The sequence below is a fragment of the Flavobacterium sp. CR10 genome, assembly GCF_055814415.1.
Genome location: NZ_CP185985.1, coordinates 5,084,504 through 5,110,967, shown reverse-complemented (window position 1 = coordinate 5,110,967; position 26,464 = coordinate 5,084,504). Strand labels below are relative to the sequence as shown.

Sequence of the window (26,464 nt, the reverse complement as noted above, 5' to 3'; positions counted from 1 at the left end):
ATATTATGACAAAAAAAATCAATCTTTTTGCCAACCTTAAATCTGATTTTGCTTCAGGTTTAGTGGTTTTCTTGGTGGCTCTTCCGTTGTGTTTAGGTATTGCAATGGCTTCTGGAGCACCATTATTTTCTGGAATTATCGCTGGTGTTGTGGGAGGTATCGTTGTAGGATATTTGAGCCAGTCACATATTAGCGTATCAGGTCCAGCTGCTGGGTTAACAGCTATCATTTTAACCGCTATTACCGATTTAGGTGCGTTCGATGTATTTTTAATGTCTGTTTTTATTGCTGGATTAATTCAATTAGCATTAGGATTTTTAAAAGCTGGAAGTATATCGAACTATTTCCCGACAAACGTAATTGAGGGAATGTTAGCGGGTATCGGAATTATTATCATCTTAAAGCAAATACCACACGCTTTTGGTTATGACGCAGATTTCGAAGGAGATCAAGCTTTTGTTCAAAATGATGGAAGTAATTCATTTTCATTTTTGTTTGATGTTTTAAATCATATTCACTTAGGAGCTGTTGTGGTTTCAGCAGTTTCATTGGTAATTTTATTGGCTTGGGATAAAGTTCCTTTCTTAAAAAGAATCAAACTAGTTCCAGGAGCCTTAGTTGCTGTTATTGCTGGAGTAGTTTTAAACGAAATATTTGTATCTACAGGAAGCACTTTGGCAATTGCGAAAGAACATTTGGTTTCTTTGCCAGTTCCAAAATCTTTTGAAGACTTTAAATCAATTATAATAATGCCAGACTTCACTGCTGTTACAAATCCGCAAGTTTGGGTGGTTGCTATTACAATTGCCATTGTCGCTTCTATTGAAACTCTTTTATGTATAGAGGCTTCAGATAGAATGGATGTGCAAAAACGTTATACTGATACCAATGTTGAACTTAAAGCTCAGGGAATTGGAAACGTAGTTAGCGCACTTTTAGGAGGACTTCCTATGACATCTGTTGTAGTACGTTCGTCAGCGAATAACAACGCAGGAGCAAAATCTAAAATGTCAACCATTATTCACGGTATACTTTTATTAATAAGTGTATTGTCTATACCGGCAATTCTAAACAAAATTCCATTGGCAACATTGGCTACTGTTTTGATTTTGGTCGGATATAAATTAGCAAAACCAGCAACCTTTATGCATTTCTGGGAAAAGGGGAAATACCAGTTTGTACCTTTCATCGCAACTTTGGTCTTTGTTGTTGCAACAGATTTGCTAAAAGGTGTTGCGTTGGGAATTATCATAAGTATCATTTTTGTTTTGAGAGGAAATTTAAAAAGAGCTTATATCTTTAAGAAAGAAGAATATGAGGATGGAGATATTATTCATATCGATTTAGCTCAGGAAGTTTCGTTCTTGAATAAAGCTGCCATTAAGCAAACTTTAAATGAAATTCCAGAAAACTCAAAAGTAATTATCAATGCTCATGATACCGAGTATATTGCTCATGATGTATTAGATTTGATTCGTGAATTTAAAGAAACCAGAGCAGTTGATGAAAACATCAAAGTGAAGCTTAAAGGGTTTAAAGAAGCTTACGAATTGGAAAATACGCCAGAAAACAGTAATCATGTTACGATTGAACATTATTATGATGTGGCAAAAAGAGAACTAGTTAAAAGAGAAGTTGTTAGAGAAGAATAATTAAATTTAGGTGTTTTTAAGACCAGAGAAATGTCAAAATTTAGGTAACTTTACATCAAGTTCATTTTTTGAGGCTATTAAAACTTAGAAATTACCACACAAAAAAATAAAAAAATGAGAAAATTTTATGAGCAGTTATTAGAAAATAATAAGAAGTGGGTTGAAACTTCATTGGCAAAAGACCCTAACTATTTTGCTGATTTGGCAAAAGGACAGCAGCCACCATTATTATGGATTGGATGTTCTGACAGCCGTGTTCCTGCGAACGAAATTGTTGGTGCGAAACCAGGTGAAGTTTTTGTACACAGAAACATTGCCAATATGGTTGTACACTCTGATATGAATATGCTAAGTGTATTAGATTATGCAGTTAACGTTTTGAAAATTAAGCATATTATCGTGTGCGGACATTATGGATGCGGTGGTGTAAAAGCAGCAATGGGACATCAGTCTGTTGGTATTATCGATAACTGGTTACGTCATATTAAAGATGAATATCGTCTTCATGATAAATATTTAAACTCAATTGAGAACGAAGAAGAGCGTTTTAATGCTTTTGTTGAAATCAATGCAAAAGAGCAGGTTTATAACTTAGCAAAAACGTCAATTGTTCAAAATGCTTGGAAAAACGGACAAGATTTAATGGTTCACGGATGGGTTTACGGTTTAAATTCAGGTTTTGTAACCGATTTGAATGTAACTATTAGCTCAAACGAAGAACTAGATTCAGTTTATCAATTAGATCTTTAATAGATAAGATAGAAATAAAAAATCGCCCTCAAAAAGGGCGATTTTTTTTATTCGTTTTCGTCTAAATTCTCATTAAATGCTGATGGAAGCATTGTTGGAATAAACTTGATTAATATCGGTAATAGTAAACTTCCTCCTGGAAGTAAGAATATTGTCAGCGAGGGAATGGTTTTACAAATGTCCAAAAGCTGTTTTTTTACTTTTTTCTTTTCCTTTGCATCCAAATCTCTTGTTGTAGAATAGGCAAGTAGAACCATTAATTCTTTGCTTTGAACAATTTCCTTAATTAATCTGTTTTTATTTCTAATAATAAGTTTAACAACGCTGTGCGTCATTTGGTCATAAAAATGCTTAACAGGATTTGAATAGTTGAAGTACGGAATCTTCTTTTTATGCGTAGTGATAAAAGTATTGGTTGTGTCCATGCTTTTTGTCACAAAATCATCTGGAACTCCCATTGTCGATCCTAAAGCATATAAGAAATACGATTCTTCATTTTCTATCACACCATCACTCCACAATGCCATTCCGGCCATGTCGATTAAGTAATATTGCTCCAATCTGTTTTTAAAGTAATCAAGATTCAAAGTTTCTAAAGTTTCAACCGTAACTTTTGAAAATTTTGAATAACGGATTGAAGCTTCAAAAAGTTTGATCAATAAATCGTCATGTTGTGATTTTACTGTTTTGGTTTTCAAAGCCAAACCAACAATTCCGAGAACTGTTTCTTCAATTCTTTTTAAATATTTTTCAGGAATTTCTCCGTGCTCTAAATATTGTCTGAAAGCCAAAACATCGATAAACAAAAGCGCATTGGTTACCAAATGCGAAAAGTTTTTACTGATAATACTGTCATTGGTTTGAACTCTCTGATCAATAATATTTTCCAGAGATAGAGAAGGAGTGTCTTTGGGCAATAAAATTTTAAACAAATTAAATCCCTCTGGATTCATTTGTTTGTAAAACGTTAAAACTTCAGAAATAAAATTTTTAGGTTCCGAATTTCTTTTCTCTAAACAAAAAACATGATAGAGCGCATTTAGTAAAGCTACTTTTGAAATTTCGGTTTTGAACCACCCTTTTATCGGAATTGGAACTTGTGAATCTATAGCAATAATATGGCCATAAATAAACCCTGTTTCTCTTACTTTATAGTAAAACGAATCTACAGTTTCAAAAGGAATAGCTTCTGAAAACTTCTGTTCACTAAAAAACTTATCGATCCAGCCTGGTGCAGATGGGTTAATCATTGACTTTATTTTGCTGATGCAAAGCTATGTCTTTTTCTTGTTTTAGGATTCATTTTAAAATGAAATAACCGCTAGATTTTGTTAAAAATAGCGGTTATTGAAGTTTTTCTTATTTAATGATTCCTGCGCAAGCAACTCTTCCTCCTGCATTTCCAGTTGGCTGAGTCGTAAAGTCGTCTGTTCCTGCATGTACGATTAAGCCTTTTCCAAGAACATCTTTGTTAGAATCTCCACATCCAACGCACCATTCGTCAGTAGTTAAAGTGATAGATCCGTTACCTTTTGCATCAGCGGTAAAGTTTCCGATATCACCTTTATGATATTCCCCAACTCCCCATTTTCCGTGTTTTTTGAATGTTGGATTCCAGTGTCCTCCAGCAGAACTTCCGTCTGCAGAGCTGCAATCTGCTTTTTCGTGAATATGGATAGCGTGCACTCCTGGCTCTAATCCTGTGATTTTTGCTGTGAAAGTTACTTTGCCATTTTTCTCAACAAAAGTAGCAGTTCCAGCTACTTTACTGTTGCTTTTTGGCTCTAATGCAACAGTCAGAGTTTTAGCGTCATTTGATTTGTTATTTGTTTTACAACCAATGATTAAGGCTGTAATTATAGCGAAAGAAACAATTAGTTTTTTCATATCTACGGGCATTTTTAATTAAAGATTAAGTAAATTTAACATAAAATAACGGAATTGATTAACTCTAAAAGTTAAAAAAAAGTCAAACTATACGTTATAATTTGATATTGATTGAGTTAAAAACCGAAAATATTGTTTAAATTCGTATAGGTTTTTAACGAATAATTTCTGAAAACCATTTATCTAATTCGCTCACATTTAATTCTTAATGTTATGATGAAAAAGATTTTTACCCTCGTTTTTTTTAGTTCGTTTTTAATTTCCTGCAAATGCGCAAAAACAGATGCCGTTTCTAAGCTTGATGGAACATGGGAATTAAATTATATTTCTGGTCCCCGAATTGCTTTTGATGGATTATATCCAAATAAGAAGCCAATCATAAATTTTGATACCAAAGCAAATCAGGTTTCTGGTAATGCGAGCTGTAATACATACTCAGGAAAGTTGGTTCTTGATGGCAACAAAATCGATTTTACGAAGCCAATGGCAGTAACCAAAATGATGTGTTTGGACGGATTGCAAGGTGAACAAACTTATTTGGGTACGCTTCAAAAAATAACTTCTTATGATATAACAGATGATGGTAAGACTTTAAACTTTATTTCTGGGGATATTGCCATGATGCGCTTCACTAAAAAATGATGTTATGAAAACTACAATGTCTATTTTGATGTTTTTGCTGAGTATTGCAAGTTTTTCGGTTTCTGCGCAAGAAAAAACAAAAAAAGAACTGAAACAAGAAAGAGAGCTAAAGAAACAAAACGAAATTAAAGCACTTATAGATAGTCAAAATTTTGTTTTTGAAGCTCAGAAAGCAACGCCTCAAGGCGGGAGATTAATTCAGCTGGACTATAATACTTATTTTTTAAAATTTAAAACTGACAGTACAACTTGTGATCTGCCTTTTTTCGGACGTGGGTATAATGTTGGATATAATGGCGATGGCGGAATTAAATTTGAAGGCAAACCTGAGAATGTCAAAGTTGAAACTAAAAAAAATAATACTATTCTAAAAGCGACTGTAAGAGGAAAGAGTGATGTTTATGACTTAATGTTCTCTATCTTTTATAACGGAAGCACAACACTTTCTGTGAGTAGTAATAATAGAGGTCCGATTAGTTATGATGGAATAATATATGCTCCTAAAACAGCAGAGAAACAATGATATAATTCAATATAAAACTTGTCACAAATTCGTCTGAATATATGGTAAGAATCTCTTTTTGGTTATTAAAGTGGCAGTTTTCGGTTTTGGTTTTCTTTTTTGGTCTGTTCACCTCATTTGGTCAGGATTTGGAACCTCGAGCGTATGCAAATGTTCCTAAAGGCTTAAATGTTATCGCTGCAGGTTATGTTTTTATGAATGGAAATGTGCTTACAGATCCTTCTTTACCCATAAAAGATTTTACACTTCAAAGCCACAATGTGGCTGTAAATTATATCAAAACTTTTGGATTGGCAGATAAATTGGCTCGTATACAGGTTGGACTGCCTTTTACTTTTATGGATGGATCTGCGGTAATCAGTGATCAGCTGGTTACTGGCTCAAGAACTGGTTTTGCAGATATGAAAGTTCGTTTTGGGATTAATTTGCTAGGTTCTCCTGCATTGGATAAATCTGAATTTAGAAGTTTTGAGCAAAAAACAATTCTTGGGGTCAGTTTGGTTACTTCAATCCCAACAGGAAGATATTATGGCGATAAACAAGTAAACATTGGAACAAACCGCTGGGCTTTTAAGCCAGAAATAGGGGTGTCGAAACGATTTGCTCATGTTTATGCAGAGGCATATGGCGGTGTGTGGTTTTATACGGATAATAATGATTATCTAGGAAAAAAATTAGAGCAAAAACCAACCTACAGCCTTCAGGGACATGCAAGCTATTATTTTAAAAACCAAATGTGGGTTGGCTTCAATACGACTTGGTTTTTTGGAGGTCGAACTATTACTGATGGAGTTTCAGATGATAGCCAGATTGATAACTGGCGTGTAGGAGGAACTTTTTCTACTCCAATTGCAAAAGGGCAGTCCATCAGATTTCAATATCATATTGGAGCTTATACCAACAACGGATTAAATTATTACGCGCTTTCAGCAGTTTACCAATATTCTTTTTTCTAGAAAGTGATTTGAGTTTAACGTGTTTAAAATCAGTATATTTGAGTATGCATATATTTTTAAAAACAAATTTAAAATTGAAACTATGAAAAAATTAGGACTTATTCTTATCATGGCGGCAGCCTCGTTTTCATCTTATGCGCAGTCTTCTTATAAAGAAGATTTGGAAGTAGTGCAAAGTGTTTATGGAAAATCTAAAAGTGAACTTGTAAAGCAGTACATGAATCTATCTGACGCGCAATCTGCAGCCTTTACTAAAGTTTATGATAATTATGAAACAGCCCGAAAAGCGTTAGGGCAGACCAAGTTTCAGCTGATAAATGATTATGCGGCAAATTATGAAACGCTAACCGATGCTAAAGCTGATCAATTGGCTAAAGCTACATTGAAAAACCATATTGATTATGAAAAGCTTTATTCTAAAACTTATAATCAGGCAAAAAAAGCAATAGGTTCAATAAATGCGGCAAAATTTATTCAACTTGAAGTTTATCTTCAGACTATAATTAGAAGTGAAATTTTAGAGGCCATTCCGTTTATTGGTGAAATGGATAAAAATAAGACTAAAACGATGTAAAATATTCGTCTAAAAAAAAACGGGAATCAATTTGATTCCCGTTTTTTTTTTATTTTTCAGTTTTAACTTTGTAAATCTCGTTTACCATTCCGTCACGGAAACTATCAAGAGTAAGCTCCCAGAACATAATACCGCCTAGTTTTTTTGCTTTTACATATTCCGCTTTAGCTCTTATAGATTTTAAATCATCTGATGTAGCAAAAGTTTTGGTTGATGCATTGTACCAATATGGTGCTTGAGCTTTTTCATCATAAAAATATTTCCAACCGTTAGCCTCTGTATATGTTGTAGCATAATTTTTAAAGTCGACACCTTGAAAGTGCTCTCCTGCTTGGTATAATCCGTTATTGATGTTTTCTACATTTTTCCATTGTCTGGTATAAAATGCGCCTCCAATTACTAATTTTTCAGCAGGAACACCTAGTTTCAATAAAAATTCAACGGCTCTATCTGTAGATTCTTCTTTCGGATTTGTGCTATATAATGGCGTATGGTGCCCTGTAACTTTTGAATATCCATTTACTAAATCGTAACTCATGATATTAATGCGGTTTACAAATGGAGCAACAGCTTTCCAATCTATAGATTCATCCAAGCATTTCTGGAAACCTCCTGCGGCAAAGCTTAATTCATATTTTTTACCTAAAGTGGAACGTAGTATTTTGATTAGTTCTGTAAAATTAGGTTTGTCGGCAGCTTGGTATAAATGCCCTGGAAGTCCTTCAATTGATGGATATTCCCAATCTAAGTCTAGACCGTCAATTTTAAAATAATCGCTTACTTCTTTTACAGATTTTGCAAATTTTAAGCGTCCTTCAGCAGTTGAAAATGCTTGAGAACAAGGTTCGCAACCTCCCCAACCTCCAAGAGATACAATAATTTTAAGTTGCGGATTTTTTGCTTTAAGCGAAACTAAATGCTTGATTGTGGTGGAATCTTTAGCAGAATCAACACTTAGTTTTCCATCTTTTAAGTGGCAAAAACTAAAAATAATCTGATTTAATTTTCCCACTTCATATTGGTCAATAAGTTGAGAATCGCCAGTATAATAGGCAATAATGTCCATTTTTTTATTTTTCTGCGCAAAAGAAGCTGTAATGCAAAAGCATAATAAAAATGATGCAATTAGGTTAATTTGTTTCATTATTTTGTTTTTTATAGTTTTTAGAACGTTAAATATACTGTAATACATTTGATGTTTAGCTATTTTGTTGGAGTTCAAAAGCTAATTTTAACAAATATTTTGCAAATAACTGCAAAAATATTGCGAAGCATAAGAAATATCTTTCGATAAGTATATTTGAAAAAATAAACCCGTGCAGTTTCGGACTTGCGCGGGTTTATAACAAATTAAAAGCTAAAAACTATTTTGAAATTAGAAGCAGTAAGTGTTTTCTGCTACTAATTTTGCTGCAATTTTTTCTCTAAGTGCCACAACATTTGGCAGGTTAGTATATTTAGTGAAACGTTTAAGTCCCATTAACATCATACGTTGTTCGTCACCTTCAGCGAAAGAAGCAATTCCTTCTTTTCCTTTTAAGTTTACAATATCAACAGCTTTGTACAAGTATAATTTTGCCATTGCAATTTGCTCTTGAACTTTATCTTCGCCTTCTTTTTTAGCCAATTTCTCAGTTCTAAGAATTGTACTTTCCGCCATGTAGATTTCGATTAAGATATCAGCAGCAGCCATTAATAACTGTTGATGAGAATCTAATTCTGGTCCGTATTTTTGAACAGCGCTTCCAGCAACCATTAAGAAAACCTTTTTCAAGTTAGCTACGATTACTTTTTCTTCAGAGAATAATTCAGAGTAGTCTGGAGTATCAAAAGATGGAATTCCCATTAATTCTTCCTGAACTTTCATTGCTGGTCCAAGTAAATCAACGTGTCCTTTCATTGCTTTTTTGATCAACATACCTACAGAAAGCATTCTGTTGATTTCGTTTGTACCTTCATAGATACGAGCGATACGAGCATCTCTCCAAGCACTTTCCATCGGAGTATCTTCAGAGAATCCCATTCCACCAAAAACCTGAATACCTTCGTCAGAACAGTTTTGAACGTCTTCAGAAACCGCTACTTTCAAGATAGAACACTCGATTGCATATTCTTCAACACCTTTCAACTCTGCTTCTTGATGAGAAGTTCCTTCTGCTTCACGAGCAGCGATTCTGTCTTCGATATCTTTTGCAGCACGGTAAGAAGCACTTTCTCCAGCGTAAGCATTTGTTGCCATTTCAGCTAATTTAGAACGGATAGCTCCAAAAGATGAAATAGAAGTATTGAACTGAATTCTTTCGTTAGCATATTTTACAGCTCCAGAAGTAACTCTTCTTTGAGCATCTAAACAAGCCGCAGCCAATTTAATACGACCAACATTCAAAGCGTTCATTGCAATTTTGAAACCGTTTCCTCTTTCAGACAACATGTTTTCAATCGGAACTTTTGTTTCGTTAAAGAAAACCTGACGAGTAGAAGAAGCACGGATTCCTAATTTATGCTCTTCTTCATTCATAGAAATTCCGTTTGAAGGATCATTTTCTACGATGAAACCTGTAATATTTTTGTCATCTCCAATTCTAGCAAAAACGATGAATAAGCTGCAGAAACCTGCATTCGAAATCCACATTTTTTGTCCTGTAATTAGATAATGAGTTCCGTCTTTGGATAAAACAGCTTTTGTTTTTCCTGAGTTTGCATCAGATCCTGCACCTGGCTCAGTTAAGCAATAAGCTCCAAACCATTCTCCAGAAGCCAATTTCGGAACGTATTTTTTCTTTTGTTCTTCAGTACCATAAAGGGTAATTGGCATAGTTCCAATTCCTGTATGCGCACCAAAAGCAGTTGAGAAAGAACCAGTTGCTCCAGAAATGTAGTCACAAACCAACATTGTGGAAACAAATCCCATTCCTAATCCGCCGTATTCTTCTGGAACAGCAACTCCAAGAAGTCCAAGCTCTCCAGCCTTACGCATAGAAGCTTCTGTATACGCATAATCTTTTTTCTCAAAACGATCTTTATGTGCCCATAATTCTTTGTCAACGAACTCTTTTACAGAGTCACGCATCATTAACTGCTCTTCTGAAAAATCTTCTGGTGTGAAGATATCCTCGCATTTTGTTTCTTTAACTAAAAACTGACCACCACGAGTCACGTTTTTTTCGATTGTATCTGCCATTTTGTTTTTGTTTTTTATAAAAGATGAAAGAAGCAAGAAGCAAGATTTTTAACCTAACTTATTTATGAAGCCTGTGGTCATCTTTTGAAATTCAATTATTTTGTTTTCTAATTTTTCAGTTTTTTCTTTTGTTAAATAGTCGTTTTGACAAGCTATTAACAATTGAGTTTGTAATTCAAATGACGAACCTAAACTAATATTCAAATAATGCTGAAAGTGTTTATTTCCTCTGTTTGAACCTTCTGCAATATTTGAAGGCATAGAAACAGAACATCGATTCATTTGACTTGTCAAACTATAGGTTTCTGATTTTGGAAAAGTGGCGGTTAGTTTATAGATATCATTTGTAATTTCCATAGCTAAAATCCAAATTTTCAAATTCTTGAAATTGTGTTTCATGTTTTTGAGGGCAAGATAAGAAGAAAAATTACAAGTAAGTTTTTTACTACTTTTTAAAAATCCATTTCAGACTAACTTTTCATCCCAAATAGAAAGTCTTTCCTCTTGCTTCTTTCCTCTAAAAAGTCTTATAAAACCTCGTAGATTCCAGCACTTCCTTGTCCAGTTCCCACACACATAGAAACGATTCCGTATTTGTTGCCCCTGCGTTTCATTTCGTCGAATAACTGTACAGAAAGTTTAGCTCCAGTACATCCAAGAGGGTGACCTAAAGAAATTGCTCCACCGTTTACGTTTACGATTTCAGGGTTAATATTCAATTCGCGAGTTACTGCTAAAGCTTGTGAAGCAAAAGCTTCGTTTAATTCAATTAACTCGATATCGTTCAATGTTAAACCAGCTTGTTTTAATGCTTTCGGAATTGCTTTCACAGGACCAATACCCATAATTCTTGGCTCAACGCCAGAAGAAGCAAAGTTTACCAAACGTGCGATCGGATCAAGGTTTAACTCTTTTACCATTTCTTCGCTCATGATTAAAACGAAGGCAGCACCGTCGCTCATTTGAGAAGAGTTACCGGCAGTTACACTTCCGTCAGCAGCGAAAACTGGTTTTAAACCTGCCAAAGCTTCTTTAGAAGTTCCGGCTCTTGGCCCTTCGTCTTTGTTTACAACGTATGATTTAGTTTCTTTTTTACCATTTTCATTGATGAAAGTCTGCTCAACAGTAATTGGAACGATTTGTTTGTCAAATTTACCTTCTGCTTGTGCTTTTAAGGCTTTCATATGAGAGTTGTAAGCAAACTCATCCTGATCTTCTCTAGAGATTTTATATTGGTTAGCAACCGCTTCAGCAGTTAAACCCATTCCCCAGTAGTAATCTTCGTGACCTGCAGCAGCAACTTTATAATCTGGAGTTGGTTTGTAACCTCCCATCGGAATATAACTCATACTTTCTGCACCACCTGCAATGATACAATCTGCCATTCCTGATTGGATTTTAGCAGTCGCCATTCCGATAGTTTCTAATCCAGATGCGCAATAACGGTTTACGGTAACACCAGGAACGTCTTCTACTTTCAATCCCATCAAAGAGATCAAACGTCCAACGTTCAGACCTTGTTCTGCTTCCGGCATGGCATTTCCTACCATAACGTCATCAATACGTTTTTTGTCAAAATTAGGCAGTTCATCCATCATAAACTGAATGGTTTCCGCAGCTAATTCATCAGGTCTTTTAAATCTAAAAACACCTTTTGGAGCTTTTCCAACTGCTGTTCTATATGCTTTTACTATATATGCTGTTTTCATTTGTTTTTGTTTTTTAAGATTGGTAGAAGAAAGATGCAAGAAGCAAGATTTCAAAACAGAGTTTTGTCTTTTCTCTTGCTTCTTTCTTCTTTTATCTATTTTTCTAGTTACGAAGCGGTTTTCCTTTAGTTAACATATATTGGATTCTCTCTAAAGTCTTACGCTCTGTACATAAACTCAAGAAAGCTTCACGTTCGATATCTAATAAATATTGTTCAGATACTAAAGTTGCTTCAGATAAATCACCACCAGCCATTACATAAGCCAGTTTGTTGGCGATTTTCTTATCGTGCTCAGAAATGTATTTTCCAGCTTGCATTTGATCCGTTCCAACTAAGAACATACCTAAAGCTTGTTTTCCAAGAACTTTAATATCGTTTCTTCTGATTGGTTGTGTATAACCAGCTTCAGCCATTAACAACGCATGTTTTTTAGCTTCAGCGATCTGACGATCTTTGTTTACTACGATAATGTCTTTTCCATGTTGAAGAAGTCCAGTATCAAAAGCTTCATAACCAGAAGTCGAAACTTTAGCCATTGCGATTGTCAAGAAATACTCTTGAAGAACATTTAATTCCACATCATTTTTACGGAATAAATCAGATGCTCTTAAAGTCATTTCTTTAGATCCACCACCACCAGGGATAACTCCAACACCGAATTCAACTAATCCCATGTAAGTTTCGGCAGCAGCAACTACTTTATCAGCGTGTAAGCTCATTTCGCATCCACCTCCAAAAGTCATTCCGTGAGGCGCAACCACAACTGGAATTGAAGAATAACGAACACGCATCATAGTATCTTGGAACAATTTAATTGCCATGTTCAATTCGTCGTATTCCTGCTCAACCGCCATCATGAAAATCATTCCGATATTAGCTCCAACAGAGAAATTCGCTGCTTGATTACCAATAACTAAACCTTGGTGTTCTTTTTCTGCTAATTCAATTGCTTTATTGATTGCCGAAAGAACGTCGCCACCAATTGTATTCATTTTAGATTGGAATTCTAAGTTTAAGATTCCGTCTCCTAAATCTTGGATAATTGCTCCGCTGTTGCTCCAAACTTTTTTGCTTTCGCGAATGTTGTTTAGAATAATGAATGAATCTTGTCCTGGAACTTTTACTTGAGATTTTGTTGGAATGTTATAGAAATAAGTTGCTCCTTCTTTTACAGAATAGAAACTTTTGCTTCCAGAAGCCAACATTTCGTTTACCCATGCAGCAGGCTCTAAACCTTCTGCTTTCATGATTTCAATTCCTTTTTCAACACCAATAGCATCCCAGATTTCGAATGGACCATTTTCCCACCCAAAACCAGCTTTCATAGCGTCGTCAATTTTGTAGAATTCGTCTGTGATTTCAGGAACTCTGTTTGAAACATAAGCAAACATTCCAGCAAAGCTTTTACGGTAGAATTCTCCCGCTTTGTCTGTTCCTTTTACTAAAACTTTAAAACGATTAATAGGTTTATCGATAGTTTTAGTTAATTCTAAAGTTGCAAAATTTGCTTTTTTTGCAGCTCTATATTCTAATGTATTTAAGTCTAAAGAAAGAATATCTTTATCTACTTTTTTGTAGAAACCTTGTCCAGTTTTGCTTCCTAACCAGTTATTTTCCATCATTTTGTTGATGAAATCCGGAAGTTTGAACAATTCGTGTTGTTCGTCGTTCGGGCAGTTTTCGTAAATACCATTGGCAACGTGTACCAAAGTATCCAAACCAACAACGTCAACTGTACGGAAAGTAGCCGATTTTGGACGACCAATTACTGGTCCTGTCAATTTATCAACTTCTTCAATTGTTAATCCCATTTCTTTAACTAAGTGGAATAAACTTTGGATTCCGTAAATACCAATTCTGTTTCCAATAAACGCCGGAGTATCTTTAGCAACAACCGAAGTTTTTCCTAAGAATTTAGATCCGTATTCGTTTAAGAAATCCAATACTTCAGTAGAAGTTTTTGGACCAGGAATAATTTCAAATAATTTTAAGTAACGCGCAGGGTTAAAAAAGTGAGTTCCGCAGAAGTGCTGTTGAAAATCTTCGCTTCTTCCTTCACTCATAAAGTGAATTGGAATACCAGAAGTATTAGAAGTAACCAAAGTTCCCGGTTTACGGAATTTCTCGATTTGTTCAAAAACTAATTTCTTAATGTCTAAACGCTCCACAACAACCTCGATAATCCAGTCAACATTGGCAATTTTTGCCATATCATCTGTTGTATTTCCAGTCGTAATTCTATTTGCGAATTTCTGACTGTAAATAGGAGATGGTTTTGATTTTAATGAATTCGCCAAATGTTCGTTTACCACACGGTTGCGAACGGCTTTACTTTCAAGTGTTAATCCTTTTTTAGCTTCAGCTTCGGTCAGTTCACGCGGTACAATGTCCAAAAGTAAAACTTCGACACCAATGTTAGCAAAATGACAAGCTATACCTGAACCCATAATTCCGGATCCAATTACAGCAACTTTTTTAATTGTGCGTTTCATATTTGTTATTATTTGTTTTTTTACAGAATAAGGGCTATCAAAATTGATTACTTTTCTTCTGTGTTTTCTGTTTGATTAAATATGTTTTTATCGTGAATCAGTTCGTTGATGATTTCAGAAACTTCGATAAAATGATTCAGCTTTTCTTCTGAGACATGCTTTCTAACGGTTTCATTAAACTTTAGAACTGTATTTTTAGATAAATCTCTTTTTTCTTTTCCAAATTCGGTCAGATAGATTAGAACACCTCTACCGTCACTTGGATTTTTCTTGCGAACAATCAAACCTTTTTCTTCCATAGATTTTAAGGTTCTTGTTAAGCTTGTGGCTTCCATTCCCATTCTTGGGCCGAGAGCCGTTGACGGAGTTCCTTCTTCCTTGTCCATACTTAAAAGAGCAAATCCTGTTGCCATTGTTGCATCGTATTTAGCAGCTTCTTCATTATACATTCTTGAAACAGCTTGCCATGTTGCTCTCAAAATATAATCTATCGTTTTGTCTTTCATAGGTAACTATATCGATTTCAAATATAATTAAAAAATACTATGCATGCATATAATTTTTTAATAATTTTTTGGTTAGTTATAAAATATCCCTGATTTAGAGGGTTTTGGTTGTTTATTTTAAGTGTAATATACTATTCTTTTTTTAGATTTTAACATTTTTAATGCTGTAAAAATCCTTTTTTAGTTTTTAAAACGCATTTAATTCTGTATTCTGTAAAAAATTATGCATTTATTTCAGTTGCTCTTTCTGAATCATAGCGGGAAATAGCATCCTGAAGCATCTTTTTCATGCGATTTCTAAGACCTTCTGGCCTTAAAATCTCTAAACAGCTTCCAAAACCTAACAGAAGACGCTCCATTTCATAATTTGGTATTACATATATATGTATAATAATACTGCCGTCTTCATTTTCTTTGATTAATCGCTGAGAAGCATGCAAAGGTTTGGTAAGTACATATGGCGCATTTGAAGCATCGACCCATAATTCAATACGTCTTGCGTTTAATCCTGAATTTACTGTAACGCCAATTACATCTTTATAATAAATGTCAGCATCAAAATCTTCTTCTAAATATGGGTGGTTAAAATCGTAGTCAATAGAAAGGATTCTGTCCAAAGCTAAATTGGTAATCGGTTGTGACGCTTTTTTCTTTCCGATTAAAAACCAGCGATTGTTGAATTCTTTTAATATAAAAGGATGAAAATGAAATTTTGTTTCCTCAGCAGATTTAAAAGATTTATAAGTAATAATGAGCACCATTTTTTTGATAATTGCCTGATAGATTTCATCCAGATAATGCAATCCTTTTAGTTTTTCATTTTTATCCAGATAAATTACAGGTTTGGTATGCGATTTCTCAGCATAGATTTTATCTTCCAAACGTTGTAAAATATCTGATACATCATTAAATAGAGAGAAATCTTTAAATTGTTTCAGCATCGAAACGGTTTCTGTCAAAACATTCATATCAGTTTCCGTAAGCGGAATATCGGTTATCGAAAAATCTTCGTCTTCATATTTATAATACTTTTTATCGTAAACCACGATTGGCGCATTATAACCCAATTTTTCACTTCGCATCACCTGAATATCCATTTGGATTGTTCGTTTGCTGATAGGGTTCTGACGGTCTTCATATTCAAATAAAGCTTCAGAACATTCTTCGATTAAATCTTCTAAAGTCCATTGTCTATATTTATTTTGAAGACATTTGTCGATGGTTTTGTACCGAATTAAGGCGTTTTTGTTTTGTGACATTGGTTGCGTTGTTTAAACGTAGAGACGCAATTCATTGCGTCTAAACATTGTGGATATTCGTTGTAGATATTCGTTTTGGAAAATCATTGGCTGTGCGTTCTAACACATTGTCGATATATTGGTTTTGTAGACGCAATGAATTGCGTCTCTACGTTAATAATGAAATCTCTTTTTCAATATTAATTCTTGCTTTTTCTTCATATAAATTCCTAAACTCATTGGTTTGAAAAATGAAATCGTTTTCCAAAAAATGCTTCAACGCTTTCGCGCGTCCAGGTTTGTATAGAAAATCAGGGTAAATGCGGTATTCTTTTCTAATTTGTTCAAAATAGATTTGATAATCTTCCCAATCTTTAGCCAGGATTTTCAAATCAAAATCGATTAGCCAATTAATATCTTCAATTGCATTTTGCTGATGCTGTTGTGTTGCGCAGATCGCATCAAAAACTAATTGTTTATTTAGGATGCTATTTTCAGATAGAATTGACAAAGCATATTCAGCACTTTTGAGTTCGTTATCTTTTTTGGATGCCGAATAAATAAAATCATGATAAAAAATCGAAAATAATATTTCATCTGGTTTTTGAAGTTTGTCTTTGTAAATTTCAAAACTATCAACCATTTCTTTTAAATGCGTGAGATTATGATAATATCTTGATTTTTTGGAATATGCCTTTTCTAAATCCAACCAGTTTTGCTGAATTTCATTTGCTGAAAAGCCAATATTTAAGAGTAAATCAGAATAAATTTCTTTTAAATTCATCTTGTTTTTTACTCAAATTTAAAATTCTTTTTTTACTGCGCAAAATAATTGCGTAGTAGTTTTGAAATCTTTGCTCAAGAAATAAAACAAGCAGTATTTCTTAAAAATGAAACAAAAATTATACTACGCAAAATAACTGCGCACTAGTTTTAAAATCTTTGTTCAGAAATAAAAACAAACGTTCATAGAAATAAAAGAATAAAATAGGTCAAGTTTGAGTTACTTCGAAAACACTTTCCACGTACACACTTACACCATTACCTTTTTATTTTTCAATCATAATTGGGGCAGTAGCTCAGTGGTAGAGCAGGTAGTTTTGAAATTATCAATAAAAGGTCAATCAAAATTTACTTCTTACACTTTTAATGTCCGTGTCGTGGGTTCGAATCCCACCTGCTCCACAATTAATGGTCAATTAAAACTTACTTCTTTAGGTTCGACTCCTAACTTCCGAAAGGAGGTTGCTGGTTATTAAGTTTTAAAATTATCATTAATAAAACCGAGGGTCAAGATTAACTTACTTCTTTCGCGGTAGCCCGCTCCATTTTAGCTTAGTTAATCAATTATCGTCAAATTTCAGGTCAAGTGTTTCTTACTTCAAATCTTTTGGGTAGAACTAGAAGCACAATTATCTAAATTTTAAAAATTAAAAAAAAATGAAAACAAAAGAATTATTAAAAATCAGTTTACGCCAAAATGCCATTTTCGTTCCGTCAGAAATGATTGCGAATGATGTTAAAAATTTATCAGGAACAACATCCGTTTTGTTGGCCAATGTTTCAAAACTTGGATTTACATTTTCTGAGTCATTGCTTCATGCTTTAAACAATGTAAACCCAAAATATAAAATCGAGGTTTTAGAAGTTTTGAGAGAAGTTCTGGGAACTGATAAAAACTGGACTCCATTGGTAAAAGAATGGAATGTTCCAACAAACGAATCTGTTGTAGATCACATCATCACTTTTTTCGGAAATATTTTCCAGACTAAAAACGGAACTAAATTACAATGCGGTCATATTATCCCAGATAATACTTTTCCATTAGAAAAATACAATGGTTGTCCGTTCTGCGGAACTCCGTTTGAATTTGGAAAACTGGAAAATATTGGACAAGGAAGCAAATTGAAAATGTTGGAATTGTGGACAGAAAAAGATTTAAATGATTTCTATATATCGTTATTGCAATCTAAAACCGCTTTAGACGCTACTCAGGTAGATAGTTTAAAAATGACAATGCAGTATTTGCCTTTGCCAAAAACGGATGTTGCAATGAAGGAAACTTTAATGCTAGTGATTGATCTTTTGATCGAAAATGGTAAAGAAGCCGAAGCGTCTCAGTTTTTGAAAACGCCAACAGATATCTTGCGATACTTGTGGTATAAAAACACAGGAATGCTTCAGATTATTGAGCCAAAAACGATTATCAAAAGAACATCAAAAAATGCACAGCATTTCCATAATGTTTTGGATACAAGCGTTCAGGCGAGAATTGCGTCTCAAAAAGATTTGAAACTAAAATATTCCCGAAAAGAATGTTTAATGGTGGCAAATTGGTTGAACAATATGAATATGGAAGTTGAAGCTATGTGCGAAACGATGCATCCAAAAAGAGGAATGTGGGTTCGTTTTATCCGAGCGTTGCGTTTGGCAGAATATAGCAAAAGAAAAGGGTTTGAGAAATTGAACTTTTTAATGGATGTATTCTACAACCAAGTCTATGATGTTTGGCAAAGCAAAGTAGATTCGTCTAGATTAAAATTTGATGCCGATAAAACATTTGCTTTATTGAAACAGCGTCCAGGATTATTTGCACGTTCGTTATTTTCGAATATGCTTTGGTTTGGAGCAGAAGAAACTATTGCTCATTTTGAGGAAATTATCGATAAAGTTCCGGCTCGATTGGTGTTTACATTAAATATGTATGCTCAAAATTATTTTGATAAAAACATGCAGAGAAGTGTGAAACCTTTGGGCGGAACAAACAAACGAATTGAAGCGAATGCTTTATTGAAGTTGTACGAAGATTTTCAGTTGGAAGAAATGAAAGCTAAAATCGAAGAATTGTGTCTTTTGGCCATGAAAAAACGATTTGCTAAAATTGAGAACACGAATAAAACAATCTATATCGATCCGCAATTGTTTAACATTCCGGTTTCTATAGGAGACCGAAGCGAAACCGTTCAGGATTTGCCAGTTGCTTTAATGGGAACACGTTTCCCAGTTGAAGGAAACGAAGTGCGATTGTTTATGCAGTGGGGTAAAGATTTGCCAGCGCAACATTTGGATATGGATTTGAGTTGTCATATTGCCTACGAAGATCGTTCGGATATTTGTTCTTTCAGCCGATTGACGACTACAGGTTGTCAGCATAGTGGAGATATCCGAAGCATTCCGAATAAAATTGGAACTGCCGAATATATCAACATCAACATCGACGAATTAGCAAAAGCCAAAGCTAAATTTGTAACTTTTACTTGCAACGCGTACAGCAACGGAAGTATTACGCCAAATCTAGTTGTAGGTTGGATGAACAGCAAACACCCGATGAAAATTTCGGAGAAAACTGGTGTAGCATACGATCCGTCGTGTGTAGATCATCAGGTTCGTGTGACGCAGAATGTTGCCAAAGGTTTGGTTTTTGGAGTGTTGGATGTAGCCAAAAGAGAAATCGTTTGGTTAGAGATGACTTTCGGAGGTCAGGTTGTAGGAGGTTTGGATTTTAAAGGCGTTCAGGCGTTGTTGTCAAAACTAAACAGCAAATTGAATATTGGTAATTTGTTACAACTAAAAGCGGAAGCTCAAGGTTTGACAATCACTGAAAATGAAATTGCCGATGAGGTTTATACAGCGCAATGGGCGATGAACCCAGCGGTTGTTACACAATTGTTGGTGGATTAAGTTGCAAAGGTTCATAGTAACAAAGTGACAAAGGTTTTAATATTTCACGCAGATTTTACAGATTTTAGCAGATTAGCGCAGATTATTTATCAAAAAAAAACTTTTAGATCTGCTTAAATCTGCAAAATCTGCGTGAAACAAAATCTACGCAAAATAACTGCGCAGCAGTACAAAACCTTTGCACCTATGAACCTCTGGCACTTTGTCCCTTAAAAAAGAAAAAAAATGAAAACACAAATAAACGGTACAGATATATTAGAATTAGGATTCCCAGAAGGAAAAATAATTGGGATTGCCTTAAAAATAAACAGCAAAAGAAACGGATTCACAAGAGACGAAATGATCACAAATTTCAAGAACGTCTTAGAAGCTCCAGAAAACTATATAGACGATAAAATCTTCAGCAAATTGGCTGTAGCTTTAATCGAAAAATCGAATGAAAAACCAGAAGATTTCATTGCTTTAAATCAGAATCCGAATGCGTATTCGGCTTACGGATTGGATCATATCGAAGACGGAGCCAGAAAACAAATGGAAGTTGCCATGAAACTGCCTATTACGGTTGCTGGAGCTTTAATGCCAGACGCGCACCAAGGTTACGGATTGCCGATTGGTGGAGTTCTTGCCACAAAAAATGCCATTATTCCGTATGGTGTTGGAGTTGATATTGGATGTAGAATGGCGTTGTCGGTTTATGATATTCCAGAAGATTTTTACTTTGAAAATGAAGCTAAATTCAAAAAAGAATTAATCGCCAATTCAATTTTTGGAGCAGGTCACGGATTTCACGGTCAGTACAAATCAGATCATGCGGTTTTGGAAAACGAAACTTTTAATATGAATCCGTTTGTGAAGAACTTGAAAGATAAAGCCTGGTCACAATTAGGTTCTTCGGGTGGTGGAAATCACTTTGTGGAATTCGGAATCATGGAATTTGCTCAAGACGATGCGGTTTTAAATATTCCAAAAGGAAAATATGTCGCTTTGTTAACGCATTCTGGTTCACGTGGAATGGGAGCAACCATTGCTGGACATTATACTAAAATTGCCAAAAACGAGTGCAGACTTCCAGAAGTGGCAAAAAACTTAGCGTATTTAGATATGAATTCGCAATTAGGTCAGGAATATTGGCTGGCGATGAATTTGGCGGGAGATTACGCTTCGGCTTGTCACGAGATTATCCATAACAAAATGGAACGCGCTTTAGGTGCGACGATTTTAGCCAAAGTCGAAAATCACCATAATTTCGCTTGGAAAGAAATCTGGAACGGCGAAGAAGTGATTGTGCATAGAAAAGGCGCAACTCCAGCTGGAAAAGGCGTTATGGGAATCATTCCGGGAAGTATGACCGCGCCGGGATTTTTGGTGAGAGGAAAAGGCGAGGAGAACGCCATTAATTCGGCTTCGCATGGAGCAGGAAGACAAATGAGCAGAACCCAAGCCATAAAAAACATCACACAAACCGAAATGAAATCGATCTTGAGAGATCATGGCGTTACGCTTATCGGAGCAGGCCTTGACGAAGCCCCAATGGCGTATAAAGATATCAATCAGGTGATGGAAGCGCAGAAAGATTTGGTAGATGTTGTGGCGAAGTTTACACCGAAATTGGTTAGAATGGCTGATGATGGAAGCCGTGAAGACTAAGAAGAAGCAAGAAGCAAGAGGCAAGACTAAGGAGAAGCAAGAAGAAAGAAGAAAGATATGACTGTTTTGTCTTTTGTTTCTTTTCTGCACAAAATTTAAAAATTAAAAAAGTAGACAAATAAGAAAGAGCCAAGAGGAAAGATGAGAAAGTCTTGCCTCTTGCTTCTTTTCTCTGCAAAATCTTAAAAGAAAAAATAATCGGTTCAGAGAGAAAAATAACTTAGCATCTTAGCCTCTCAGAACCTTAGCAACTTTTAAAAAATATGAATTACATAGACATAGGAATTAATTTAACCAACAAACAATTCCAAAACGACATAGACGATGTCGTACAAGACGCGCTCGACGCCGACGTATCGCAAATGATACTCACAGGCACCAGCGTACGAAATAGCGAAGAATCGGCAAAGATTGCGAGGCAGTATCCGGGCGTGTTGTACGCTACGGCGGGTATACATCCGCATGATGCGAAGAGTTTCGATGCGCAGAGTATTTCGAAACTCAGGAAATTATTAGAACTGAAACACGTAGTTTCGGTTGGCGAATGCGGACTCGATTTTGATCGTGATTTTTCGCCCCGAAACAAACAGGAAGAATGTTACAAAGCCCAGCTCGAATTGGCGATTGAAGTACAGAAACCGTTGTTTTTGCACGAAAGAAGCGCTTTTAGTTCGTTTATGAATATCACAAAAGACTATCTGCCGAAACTGCCAAAAGCCGTTGTGCATTGTTTTACGGGAACGTTGCAAGAAGCCAAAACCTATCTCGATAACGGATTCTATCTCGGTTTTACGGGAGCGATTTCAGATGCCAAACGTTTCAACCATTTAAAAGAAGTCATTCAGTACGTACCGCTCGACCGAATAATGATTGAAACCGATGCGCCGTTTATGCTTCCTAAAAATGTCCCGAACAGTCTCTTGAAGAAATACCACGAGCGCCGTTGCGAACCTGCTTTTCTGCCGTATGTTGCCGGAACAATTGCACAGTTTAAAGGGATTACTTTAGCTAAAGTGGCGGAGGAAACGACTAGGAATTCTAAAAGCTTTTTTGGGATTTAGTTTTGTTTTCCTAAAAGGTTTTAGAAACCTGTTAGGTATTTATTTGTTGGCTTTTAAATCAGGGGTTTGTACTTGGTTTGAAGGCTTTTTGTTTTTTATATATTTGATTAAATAAAATTATTAATATTGTGGAAAACCGTAAAACATCTTGTGAAATTTTACACATCTTTGATTATTAAATTACAATGAAAAACAATGTAATTTTATATAAAAAACACTAACAAATTGTAAAAAAAATAAGGTTTTTGATTTTTTTTGCAGACATAATATAGTTAATCTAATAAAATGAATATACATAACGATTTAAAAAGAGCAATTTCAGAGAATAAATTAATATTATTTGCAGGTGCGGGATTATCAAGAAGTTTAGGATTACCTAATTGGAATGAAATGGTTATTCGCACAATTGAATTAATAAATAAACCTACTCTTAATCCATTTGTAGAGATTTTGAGAAATGGAGAAACTATGTCTGCAATGGATGTTCTTGAATTTTTAAAAAATGAAGAAAGAGAAATTCGTTCATTTATTAGAAATGAATTCGGGGTAGATTCTGAAAAAGATTTATCACTTCACAAAAAGTTTTTAGAATTAACAAACGGAAAAATTATTACAACGAATTATGATAATAGTTTTGAATTGGCATCAAATAACAAGATATTTCCAACAAATCCAACTTCTAAGTATAACATAAATGAGGTAAATAGAGATAATAAACCATTCATATTAAAATTACATGGAAGCTATTTAGAACCAGATAATTGTATTGTTTTTAAAGATGATTATACTAACTTATATTCTGAAAAAAACGAGCAAGCTGCTCCAGAGAAATTAAAATTACTGTTTTCTGAATTTACATTTTTGTTTGTTGGATTTAGTTTTAACGACCCTGATATTAATACGATTTTTTCTAGATTAGATAAAGTTTTTGGAGGATTCAATAAACATTTTATTGTAACAAATGAACCACAAAATTTTAAGAATTATTCTTTTCTAGAACCTATTACGATTGTTAATTATAATGAGATTCCAACAATAGTTGATGAATTTATAAACTTTAAGAAAGAAAATGAGGTTTCGGTGTCCGCGTCAGCTTTACCAATAAAAAATGAAAAATTTAAGAGAGATAAAAGAATAGCAGTATTATTTCCAAATCCTCTTGATATTGATTTTAGTACAGAAATAAAAAATGTCTTAAATCATATAGAAGAAATAAACGCTGATTTTTTTGTTGGAACTTTAAACATTCGAACATTACAGCAGATTGAAGATTATGATTTATTAATAATTATTTCTAAAGTATTTAAAAAGAAAATTTATATAGAAGATGAAAATTTTAGAAGTGATACTATTCATTTGAAGGATTTGTGTGATAATATTCCAAATGACAATATCCCAATTCTTTTAATAACAAATGAAAAAATAGCTATAGAGGTTAACTACTCCATAATCAATATTTCATGTTTTAAAAACGATGTAATAAAAAGATTTCTTTTTAAAATAAAAAGCAAAATTTTTTTATTTAGTGACACAAATATTACATCAAATGAATTATTATGGAATGATTTAGATATAGAAAAAGGAAATGCAAGAAAATATTCCATTTATGGTAATGATAGGGATTTAGATATAGGAAAAAAATGTTTATCAGAAGTTGTAGGTAGAATTGAAGAGCAAATAAGTATAGTAAATAGATTGTTAAGTATCATATCGTCAAATAAAATACTAAATATTAAAGCTTCAGGAGGTATTGGAAAAACTACTTTAGTGAAAAAAATTAGTTACGAATTATATAACAGAGGATTTTATAAACAAGGAGTAAATTTTAAATCTTGTGAGAGCATAAAATCATTTAATGATTTTGAAAACTTACTAGTTGAGGGGTTTAATCTTGCAAACATTTTAAATTTTAAGGAGTATTTAAGAGAAAATTATAGCAATAAAAAAATTGATTTACTCGTAATTCTTGATAATTTTGAAACAGTTGCTAATAATCTTTCAAATGAAGAGTTTATCAATGTTATTGAATTGCTAAAGTTCTCATCTGACTATGCAAACATTGTTATCACATCTAGAGAAAGAATAAGTAATGAAGATTTTGAAGATGTTTATACTCTAACACAAATGATTACTGATGATGCACTCGTGTTGTTTCAAAAGTTTTATCAAAAAAAGAAATTTGTAGATAACGAGCTAAGAATTTTGCGAGAAGAAATTTTAGAGGATTTATTAGCTAACAATCCATTGGCAATTAAATTAGTTACAACATCTCGTTCTATAATCAATATTCTAGATTTAAAAAAACAAATTCAAGACCATTTTTTTGAGAGTATAAATGAGGAATATTCCGATGTTTTTAAAAATAATGCGGATCTTAATATTGAGCGAACAAAGTCAATTTACCAATCAATTAATTATTCATATAATTCTTTAAATACTAAACAAAAACTTGCTTTTGAGTTGCTTAGTTTATTCCCAGACGGAATTAGTTTAACTAGTTTTAAAAAATGCTTTAAAAATAATAAATCATTAAATCAAATTAGTGACACAGAATTAAAGCAATTAGAAAACAAATCACTTTTAGAAAATTATAATGGTGTTTTACAGTTACAACCAATCATTAGAAGATTTGCTGATTATCAATTTAATAGACATAAAGATAATAGGCAAAAATATTGTGTTGATGCTTATGATTATAATTGTTTTGTAATTGAGTTTCTTGATTTAGTTAGTAAAAAAAGATCATTCTCTGATGCACTAAAATTATTTGTAAATGTAAAAAATAATATGATTAAGGTATTGGATTATATTCCAGATATTAAAATTGATAAAAATTCAAGTGTAGATAATAAAGAATATCTACTTAATTATGCATACAAATTGGAAGACTATTTGACAAGTGAAAATAATTTTTTAGATTTTAAAAATAAACTAGACAATCTTGTTGACTTTTTTTCTGATGTCGATGGTGCTAATGAAATGATAGAAGTTCTAAATTTGAGAATAATTTATTATAAACAAGAATTTGACAATTCTTATCAAGAACTTTCTAAATTACTTCCTGTGGAAAAAATCTTGCTTCGTGATTTTGAAAATGAAAATGAGATTGAGCGAAGATGGAAAAATATGGTTAGTCATATTCATGGTATGGAAGGTCATACATTATTGTTTATTCAAGCATTAATGATAAATAAAGATTATACTTATGATTTATTTGGTTTGTATCATTACCTAGGTTTAGAAGATATTAATGTTATTAAAAATGTTGATTCATTCTACTATTTTGAATATGAATTGAGGAACAATAAACTTAATGTTTATGAACTAGAAAAACATATTTCTGATTTGTATATGGAACAGCATTTACAAATTATGCAATGCACTTATACTCTATCCAAATTTAAGAGAGTGGATAACAGTTCAATTAAAAAGTTAGTAGTGACTAATCCATACACTCTCGGATTGAAAGAGTTAATGTTTGCTTTTAGTGCAGAAGAAACTGTCATTAAAATTGAACATTTTGAAAAAGCGTTAAGTAATTTATTTCATATAAAATATTATTATTTAGAAGCGTTGTATTATTATGCTTTGTATCTAAAAGAAATTAAAAGTGATGAGTATGATGTTAAAATTGAGGAAGGATTGAAATTGTCCAGAAATTTTAAATATCAGTATTTAGATTATCTTTTCACAAATATTGATAATTCAAATAAATTAAATTATGATTTTAATTATGATTATTACGAATTAGATGGGTTGGAAGAATTTGTTATAAAAAATATTCAAGAGTGGAATTCAATTTCTCTGGATTAGATTTAAGGAAATAATATATAACAATTTTTCGGTTTCATATATTTTAATAAAAAGTAAGTTATTTCTTTCTTTTTGAAATAAAAGTATATCTTTGCGATGCAAAACAATCAAAGGAGAAATCCTTAAAAACTTTTTTTTAAGTTAACATAA

General features: G+C 33.5%; 20 protein-coding genes and 1 tRNA gene. 11 read left to right on the top strand and 10 right to left on the bottom strand.

Going from position 1 to position 26,464, the window contains the following annotated elements; translation table 11 throughout:
- Positions 1-5: 5 nt before the first annotated feature.
- Positions 6-1,652 (top strand): SulP family inorganic anion transporter, encoded by a 1,647-nt coding sequence (locus tag ACNRYB_RS21495; RefSeq protein ID WP_473728691.1) that lies wholly within the window; start codon positions 6-8, stop codon positions 1,650-1,652.
- 114 nt (positions 1,653-1,766) lie between these two features.
- Positions 1,767-2,402, top strand: coding sequence for a carbonate dehydratase (can, locus tag ACNRYB_RS21490; protein WP_109194404.1), 636 nt, complete (start codon positions 1,767-1,769; stop codon positions 2,400-2,402).
- A 47-nt stretch (positions 2,403-2,449) separates the two neighbouring features.
- Here the strand turns inward: can and ACNRYB_RS21485 are convergent, their stop codons facing one another.
- Both ACNRYB_RS21485 and ACNRYB_RS21480 read right to left on the bottom strand, forming a co-directional pair.
- Positions 2,450-3,652 carry an LETM1-related biofilm-associated protein gene (locus ACNRYB_RS21485; protein WP_473728690.1) on the bottom strand — a complete coding sequence of 401 codons (1,203 nt, stop codon included), beginning with the start codon at positions 3,650-3,652 and terminating at the stop codon, positions 2,450-2,452.
- Positions 3,653-3,761: 109 nt separating this feature from the next.
- On the bottom strand, positions 3,762-4,289 hold the full coding sequence (locus tag ACNRYB_RS21480) for a superoxide dismutase family protein (RefSeq protein WP_008468500.1): 528 nt from the start codon (positions 4,287-4,289) through the stop codon (positions 3,762-3,764).
- A gap of 213 nt (positions 4,290-4,502) precedes the next feature.
- Here ACNRYB_RS21480 and ACNRYB_RS21475 point away from each other — a divergent pair, with 213 nt between their 5' ends.
- The 4 genes from ACNRYB_RS21475 to ACNRYB_RS21460 all read left to right on the top strand — a co-directional run bounded on the left by ACNRYB_RS21475 (position 4,503) and on the right by ACNRYB_RS21460 (position 6,984).
- Positions 4,503-4,931 (top strand): META domain-containing protein, encoded by a 429-nt coding sequence (locus ACNRYB_RS21475; protein ID WP_473728689.1) that lies wholly within the window; start codon positions 4,503-4,505, stop codon positions 4,929-4,931.
- Between the two features lie 4 nt (positions 4,932-4,935).
- A complete protein-coding gene (locus tag ACNRYB_RS21470; RefSeq protein ID WP_129745561.1) occupies positions 4,936-5,454 on the top strand; it encodes a DUF4251 domain-containing protein in 519 nt (172 codons plus the stop codon).
- Positions 5,455-5,495: 41 nt separating this feature from the next.
- Positions 5,496-6,410 (top strand): transporter, encoded by a 915-nt coding sequence (locus tag ACNRYB_RS21465; protein ID WP_473728688.1) that lies wholly within the window; start codon positions 5,496-5,498, stop codon positions 6,408-6,410.
- Positions 6,411-6,492: 82 nt separating this feature from the next.
- On the top strand, positions 6,493-6,984 hold the full coding sequence (locus tag ACNRYB_RS21460; protein WP_473728687.1) for a hypothetical protein: 492 nt from the start codon (positions 6,493-6,495) through the stop codon (positions 6,982-6,984).
- 49 nt (positions 6,985-7,033) lie between these two features.
- On the opposite strand, the gene ACNRYB_RS21455 is transcribed toward ACNRYB_RS21460, so the two are convergent.
- The 8 genes from ACNRYB_RS21455 to ACNRYB_RS21420 all read right to left on the bottom strand — a co-directional run bounded on the left by ACNRYB_RS21455 (position 7,034) and on the right by ACNRYB_RS21420 (position 16,896).
- Complete coding sequence (locus tag ACNRYB_RS21455; protein WP_473728686.1) at positions 7,034-8,128, bottom strand: glycoside hydrolase family 18 protein; 1,095 nt, start codon at positions 8,126-8,128, stop codon at positions 7,034-7,036.
- 231 nt (positions 8,129-8,359) lie between these two features.
- Positions 8,360-10,165, bottom strand: coding sequence for an acyl-CoA dehydrogenase family protein (locus ACNRYB_RS21450; protein ID WP_473728685.1), 1,806 nt, complete (start codon positions 10,163-10,165; stop codon positions 8,360-8,362).
- A 48-nt stretch (positions 10,166-10,213) separates the two neighbouring features.
- Entirely contained in the window at positions 10,214-10,564 is a 351-nt protein-coding gene (locus ACNRYB_RS21445; protein ID WP_066033968.1) for a four helix bundle protein, read from the bottom strand.
- A gap of 128 nt (positions 10,565-10,692) precedes the next feature.
- The gene (locus tag ACNRYB_RS21440) at positions 10,693-11,874 is read right to left on the bottom strand and encodes a thiolase family protein (RefSeq protein WP_091133258.1); all 1,182 of its coding nucleotides are present in this window, start codon (positions 11,872-11,874) and stop codon (positions 10,693-10,695) included.
- 103 nt (positions 11,875-11,977) lie between these two features.
- A complete protein-coding gene (locus ACNRYB_RS21435; protein ID WP_473728684.1) occupies positions 11,978-14,368 on the bottom strand; it encodes a 3-hydroxyacyl-CoA dehydrogenase NAD-binding domain-containing protein in 2,391 nt (796 codons plus the stop codon).
- A 47-nt stretch (positions 14,369-14,415) separates the two neighbouring features.
- Positions 14,416-14,874 carry a MarR family winged helix-turn-helix transcriptional regulator gene (locus tag ACNRYB_RS21430; RefSeq protein WP_008468520.1) on the bottom strand — a complete coding sequence of 153 codons (459 nt, stop codon included), beginning with the start codon at positions 14,872-14,874 and terminating at the stop codon, positions 14,416-14,418.
- 221 nt (positions 14,875-15,095) lie between these two features.
- On the bottom strand, positions 15,096-16,133 hold the full coding sequence (locus ACNRYB_RS21425; RefSeq protein ID WP_473728683.1) for a helix-turn-helix transcriptional regulator: 1,038 nt from the start codon (positions 16,131-16,133) through the stop codon (positions 15,096-15,098).
- A gap of 148 nt (positions 16,134-16,281) precedes the next feature.
- On the bottom strand, positions 16,282-16,896 hold the full coding sequence (locus tag ACNRYB_RS21420; protein WP_473728682.1) for an HD domain-containing protein: 615 nt from the start codon (positions 16,894-16,896) through the stop codon (positions 16,282-16,284).
- 284 nt (positions 16,897-17,180) lie between these two features.
- On the opposite strand from ACNRYB_RS21420, the gene ACNRYB_RS21415 reads away from it, so the two are divergent.
- The 5 genes from ACNRYB_RS21415 (at position 17,181) to ACNRYB_RS21395 (ending at position 26,314) form a co-directional block, all read left to right on the top strand.
- Positions 17,181-17,297, top strand: a tRNA-OTHER gene (locus ACNRYB_RS21415).
- Positions 17,298-17,552: 255 nt separating this feature from the next.
- A complete protein-coding gene (locus ACNRYB_RS21410) occupies positions 17,553-19,793 on the top strand; it encodes a hypothetical protein (RefSeq protein WP_473728681.1) in 2,241 nt (746 codons plus the stop codon).
- A 225-nt stretch (positions 19,794-20,018) separates the two neighbouring features.
- Positions 20,019-21,440: an RtcB family protein gene (locus ACNRYB_RS21405; protein ID WP_473728680.1), complete on the top strand. Its 1,422-nt coding sequence runs from the start codon at positions 20,019-20,021 to the stop codon at positions 21,438-21,440.
- A 263-nt stretch (positions 21,441-21,703) separates the two neighbouring features.
- Complete coding sequence (locus tag ACNRYB_RS21400; RefSeq protein ID WP_473728679.1) at positions 21,704-22,501, top strand: TatD family hydrolase; 798 nt, start codon at positions 21,704-21,706, stop codon at positions 22,499-22,501.
- 285 nt (positions 22,502-22,786) lie between these two features.
- Complete coding sequence (locus tag ACNRYB_RS21395; protein ID WP_473728678.1) at positions 22,787-26,314, top strand: SIR2 family NAD-dependent protein deacylase; 3,528 nt, start codon at positions 22,787-22,789, stop codon at positions 26,312-26,314.
- Positions 26,315-26,464: the final 150 nt, after the last annotated feature.

Bases quoted from the DNA above. Each gene is read 5' to 3' on its own strand.
- ACNRYB_RS21395 (WP_473728678.1), top strand. From the start codon at position 22,787: ATGAATATACATAACGATTTAAAAAGAGCAATTTCAGAGAATAAATTA.
- ACNRYB_RS21435 (WP_473728684.1), bottom strand. From the start codon at position 14,368: ATGAAACGCACAATTAAAAAAGTTGCTGTAATTGGATCCGGAATTATG.
- ACNRYB_RS21480 (WP_008468500.1), bottom strand. From the start codon at position 4,289: ATGAAAAAACTAATTGTTTCTTTCGCTATAATTACAGCCTTAATCATT.
- ACNRYB_RS21455 (WP_473728686.1), bottom strand. From the start codon at position 8,128: ATGAAACAAATTAACCTAATTGCATCATTTTTATTATGCTTTTGCATT.
- can (WP_109194404.1), top strand. From the start codon at position 1,767: ATGAGAAAATTTTATGAGCAGTTATTAGAAAATAATAAGAAGTGGGTT.
- ACNRYB_RS21460 (WP_473728687.1), top strand. From the start codon at position 6,493: ATGAAAAAATTAGGACTTATTCTTATCATGGCGGCAGCCTCGTTTTCA.
- ACNRYB_RS21495 (WP_473728691.1), top strand. From the start codon at position 6: ATGACAAAAAAAATCAATCTTTTTGCCAACCTTAAATCTGATTTTGCT.
- ACNRYB_RS21470 (WP_129745561.1), top strand. From the start codon at position 4,936: ATGAAAACTACAATGTCTATTTTGATGTTTTTGCTGAGTATTGCAAGT.
- ACNRYB_RS21465 (WP_473728688.1), top strand. From the start codon at position 5,496: ATGGTAAGAATCTCTTTTTGGTTATTAAAGTGGCAGTTTTCGGTTTTG.
- ACNRYB_RS21430 (WP_008468520.1), bottom strand. From the start codon at position 14,874: ATGAAAGACAAAACGATAGATTATATTTTGAGAGCAACATGGCAAGCT.
- ACNRYB_RS21445 (WP_066033968.1), bottom strand. From the start codon at position 10,564: ATGAAACACAATTTCAAGAATTTGAAAATTTGGATTTTAGCTATGGAA.
- ACNRYB_RS21440 (WP_091133258.1), bottom strand. From the start codon at position 11,874: ATGAAAACAGCATATATAGTAAAAGCATATAGAACAGCAGTTGGAAAA.
- ACNRYB_RS21425 (WP_473728683.1), bottom strand. From the start codon at position 16,133: ATGTCACAAAACAAAAACGCCTTAATTCGGTACAAAACCATCGACAAA.
- ACNRYB_RS21400 (WP_473728679.1), top strand. From the start codon at position 21,704: ATGAATTACATAGACATAGGAATTAATTTAACCAACAAACAATTCCAA.
- ACNRYB_RS21485 (WP_473728690.1), bottom strand. From the start codon at position 3,652: ATGATTAACCCATCTGCACCAGGCTGGATCGATAAGTTTTTTAGTGAA.
- ACNRYB_RS21475 (WP_473728689.1), top strand. From the start codon at position 4,503: ATGATGAAAAAGATTTTTACCCTCGTTTTTTTTAGTTCGTTTTTAATT.
- ACNRYB_RS21450 (WP_473728685.1), bottom strand. From the start codon at position 10,165: ATGGCAGATACAATCGAAAAAAACGTGACTCGTGGTGGTCAGTTTTTA.
- ACNRYB_RS21405 (WP_473728680.1), top strand. From the start codon at position 20,019: ATGAAAACACAAATAAACGGTACAGATATATTAGAATTAGGATTCCCA.
- ACNRYB_RS21410 (WP_473728681.1), top strand. From the start codon at position 17,553: ATGAAAACAAAAGAATTATTAAAAATCAGTTTACGCCAAAATGCCATT.
- ACNRYB_RS21420 (WP_473728682.1), bottom strand. From the start codon at position 16,896: ATGAATTTAAAAGAAATTTATTCTGATTTACTCTTAAATATTGGCTTT.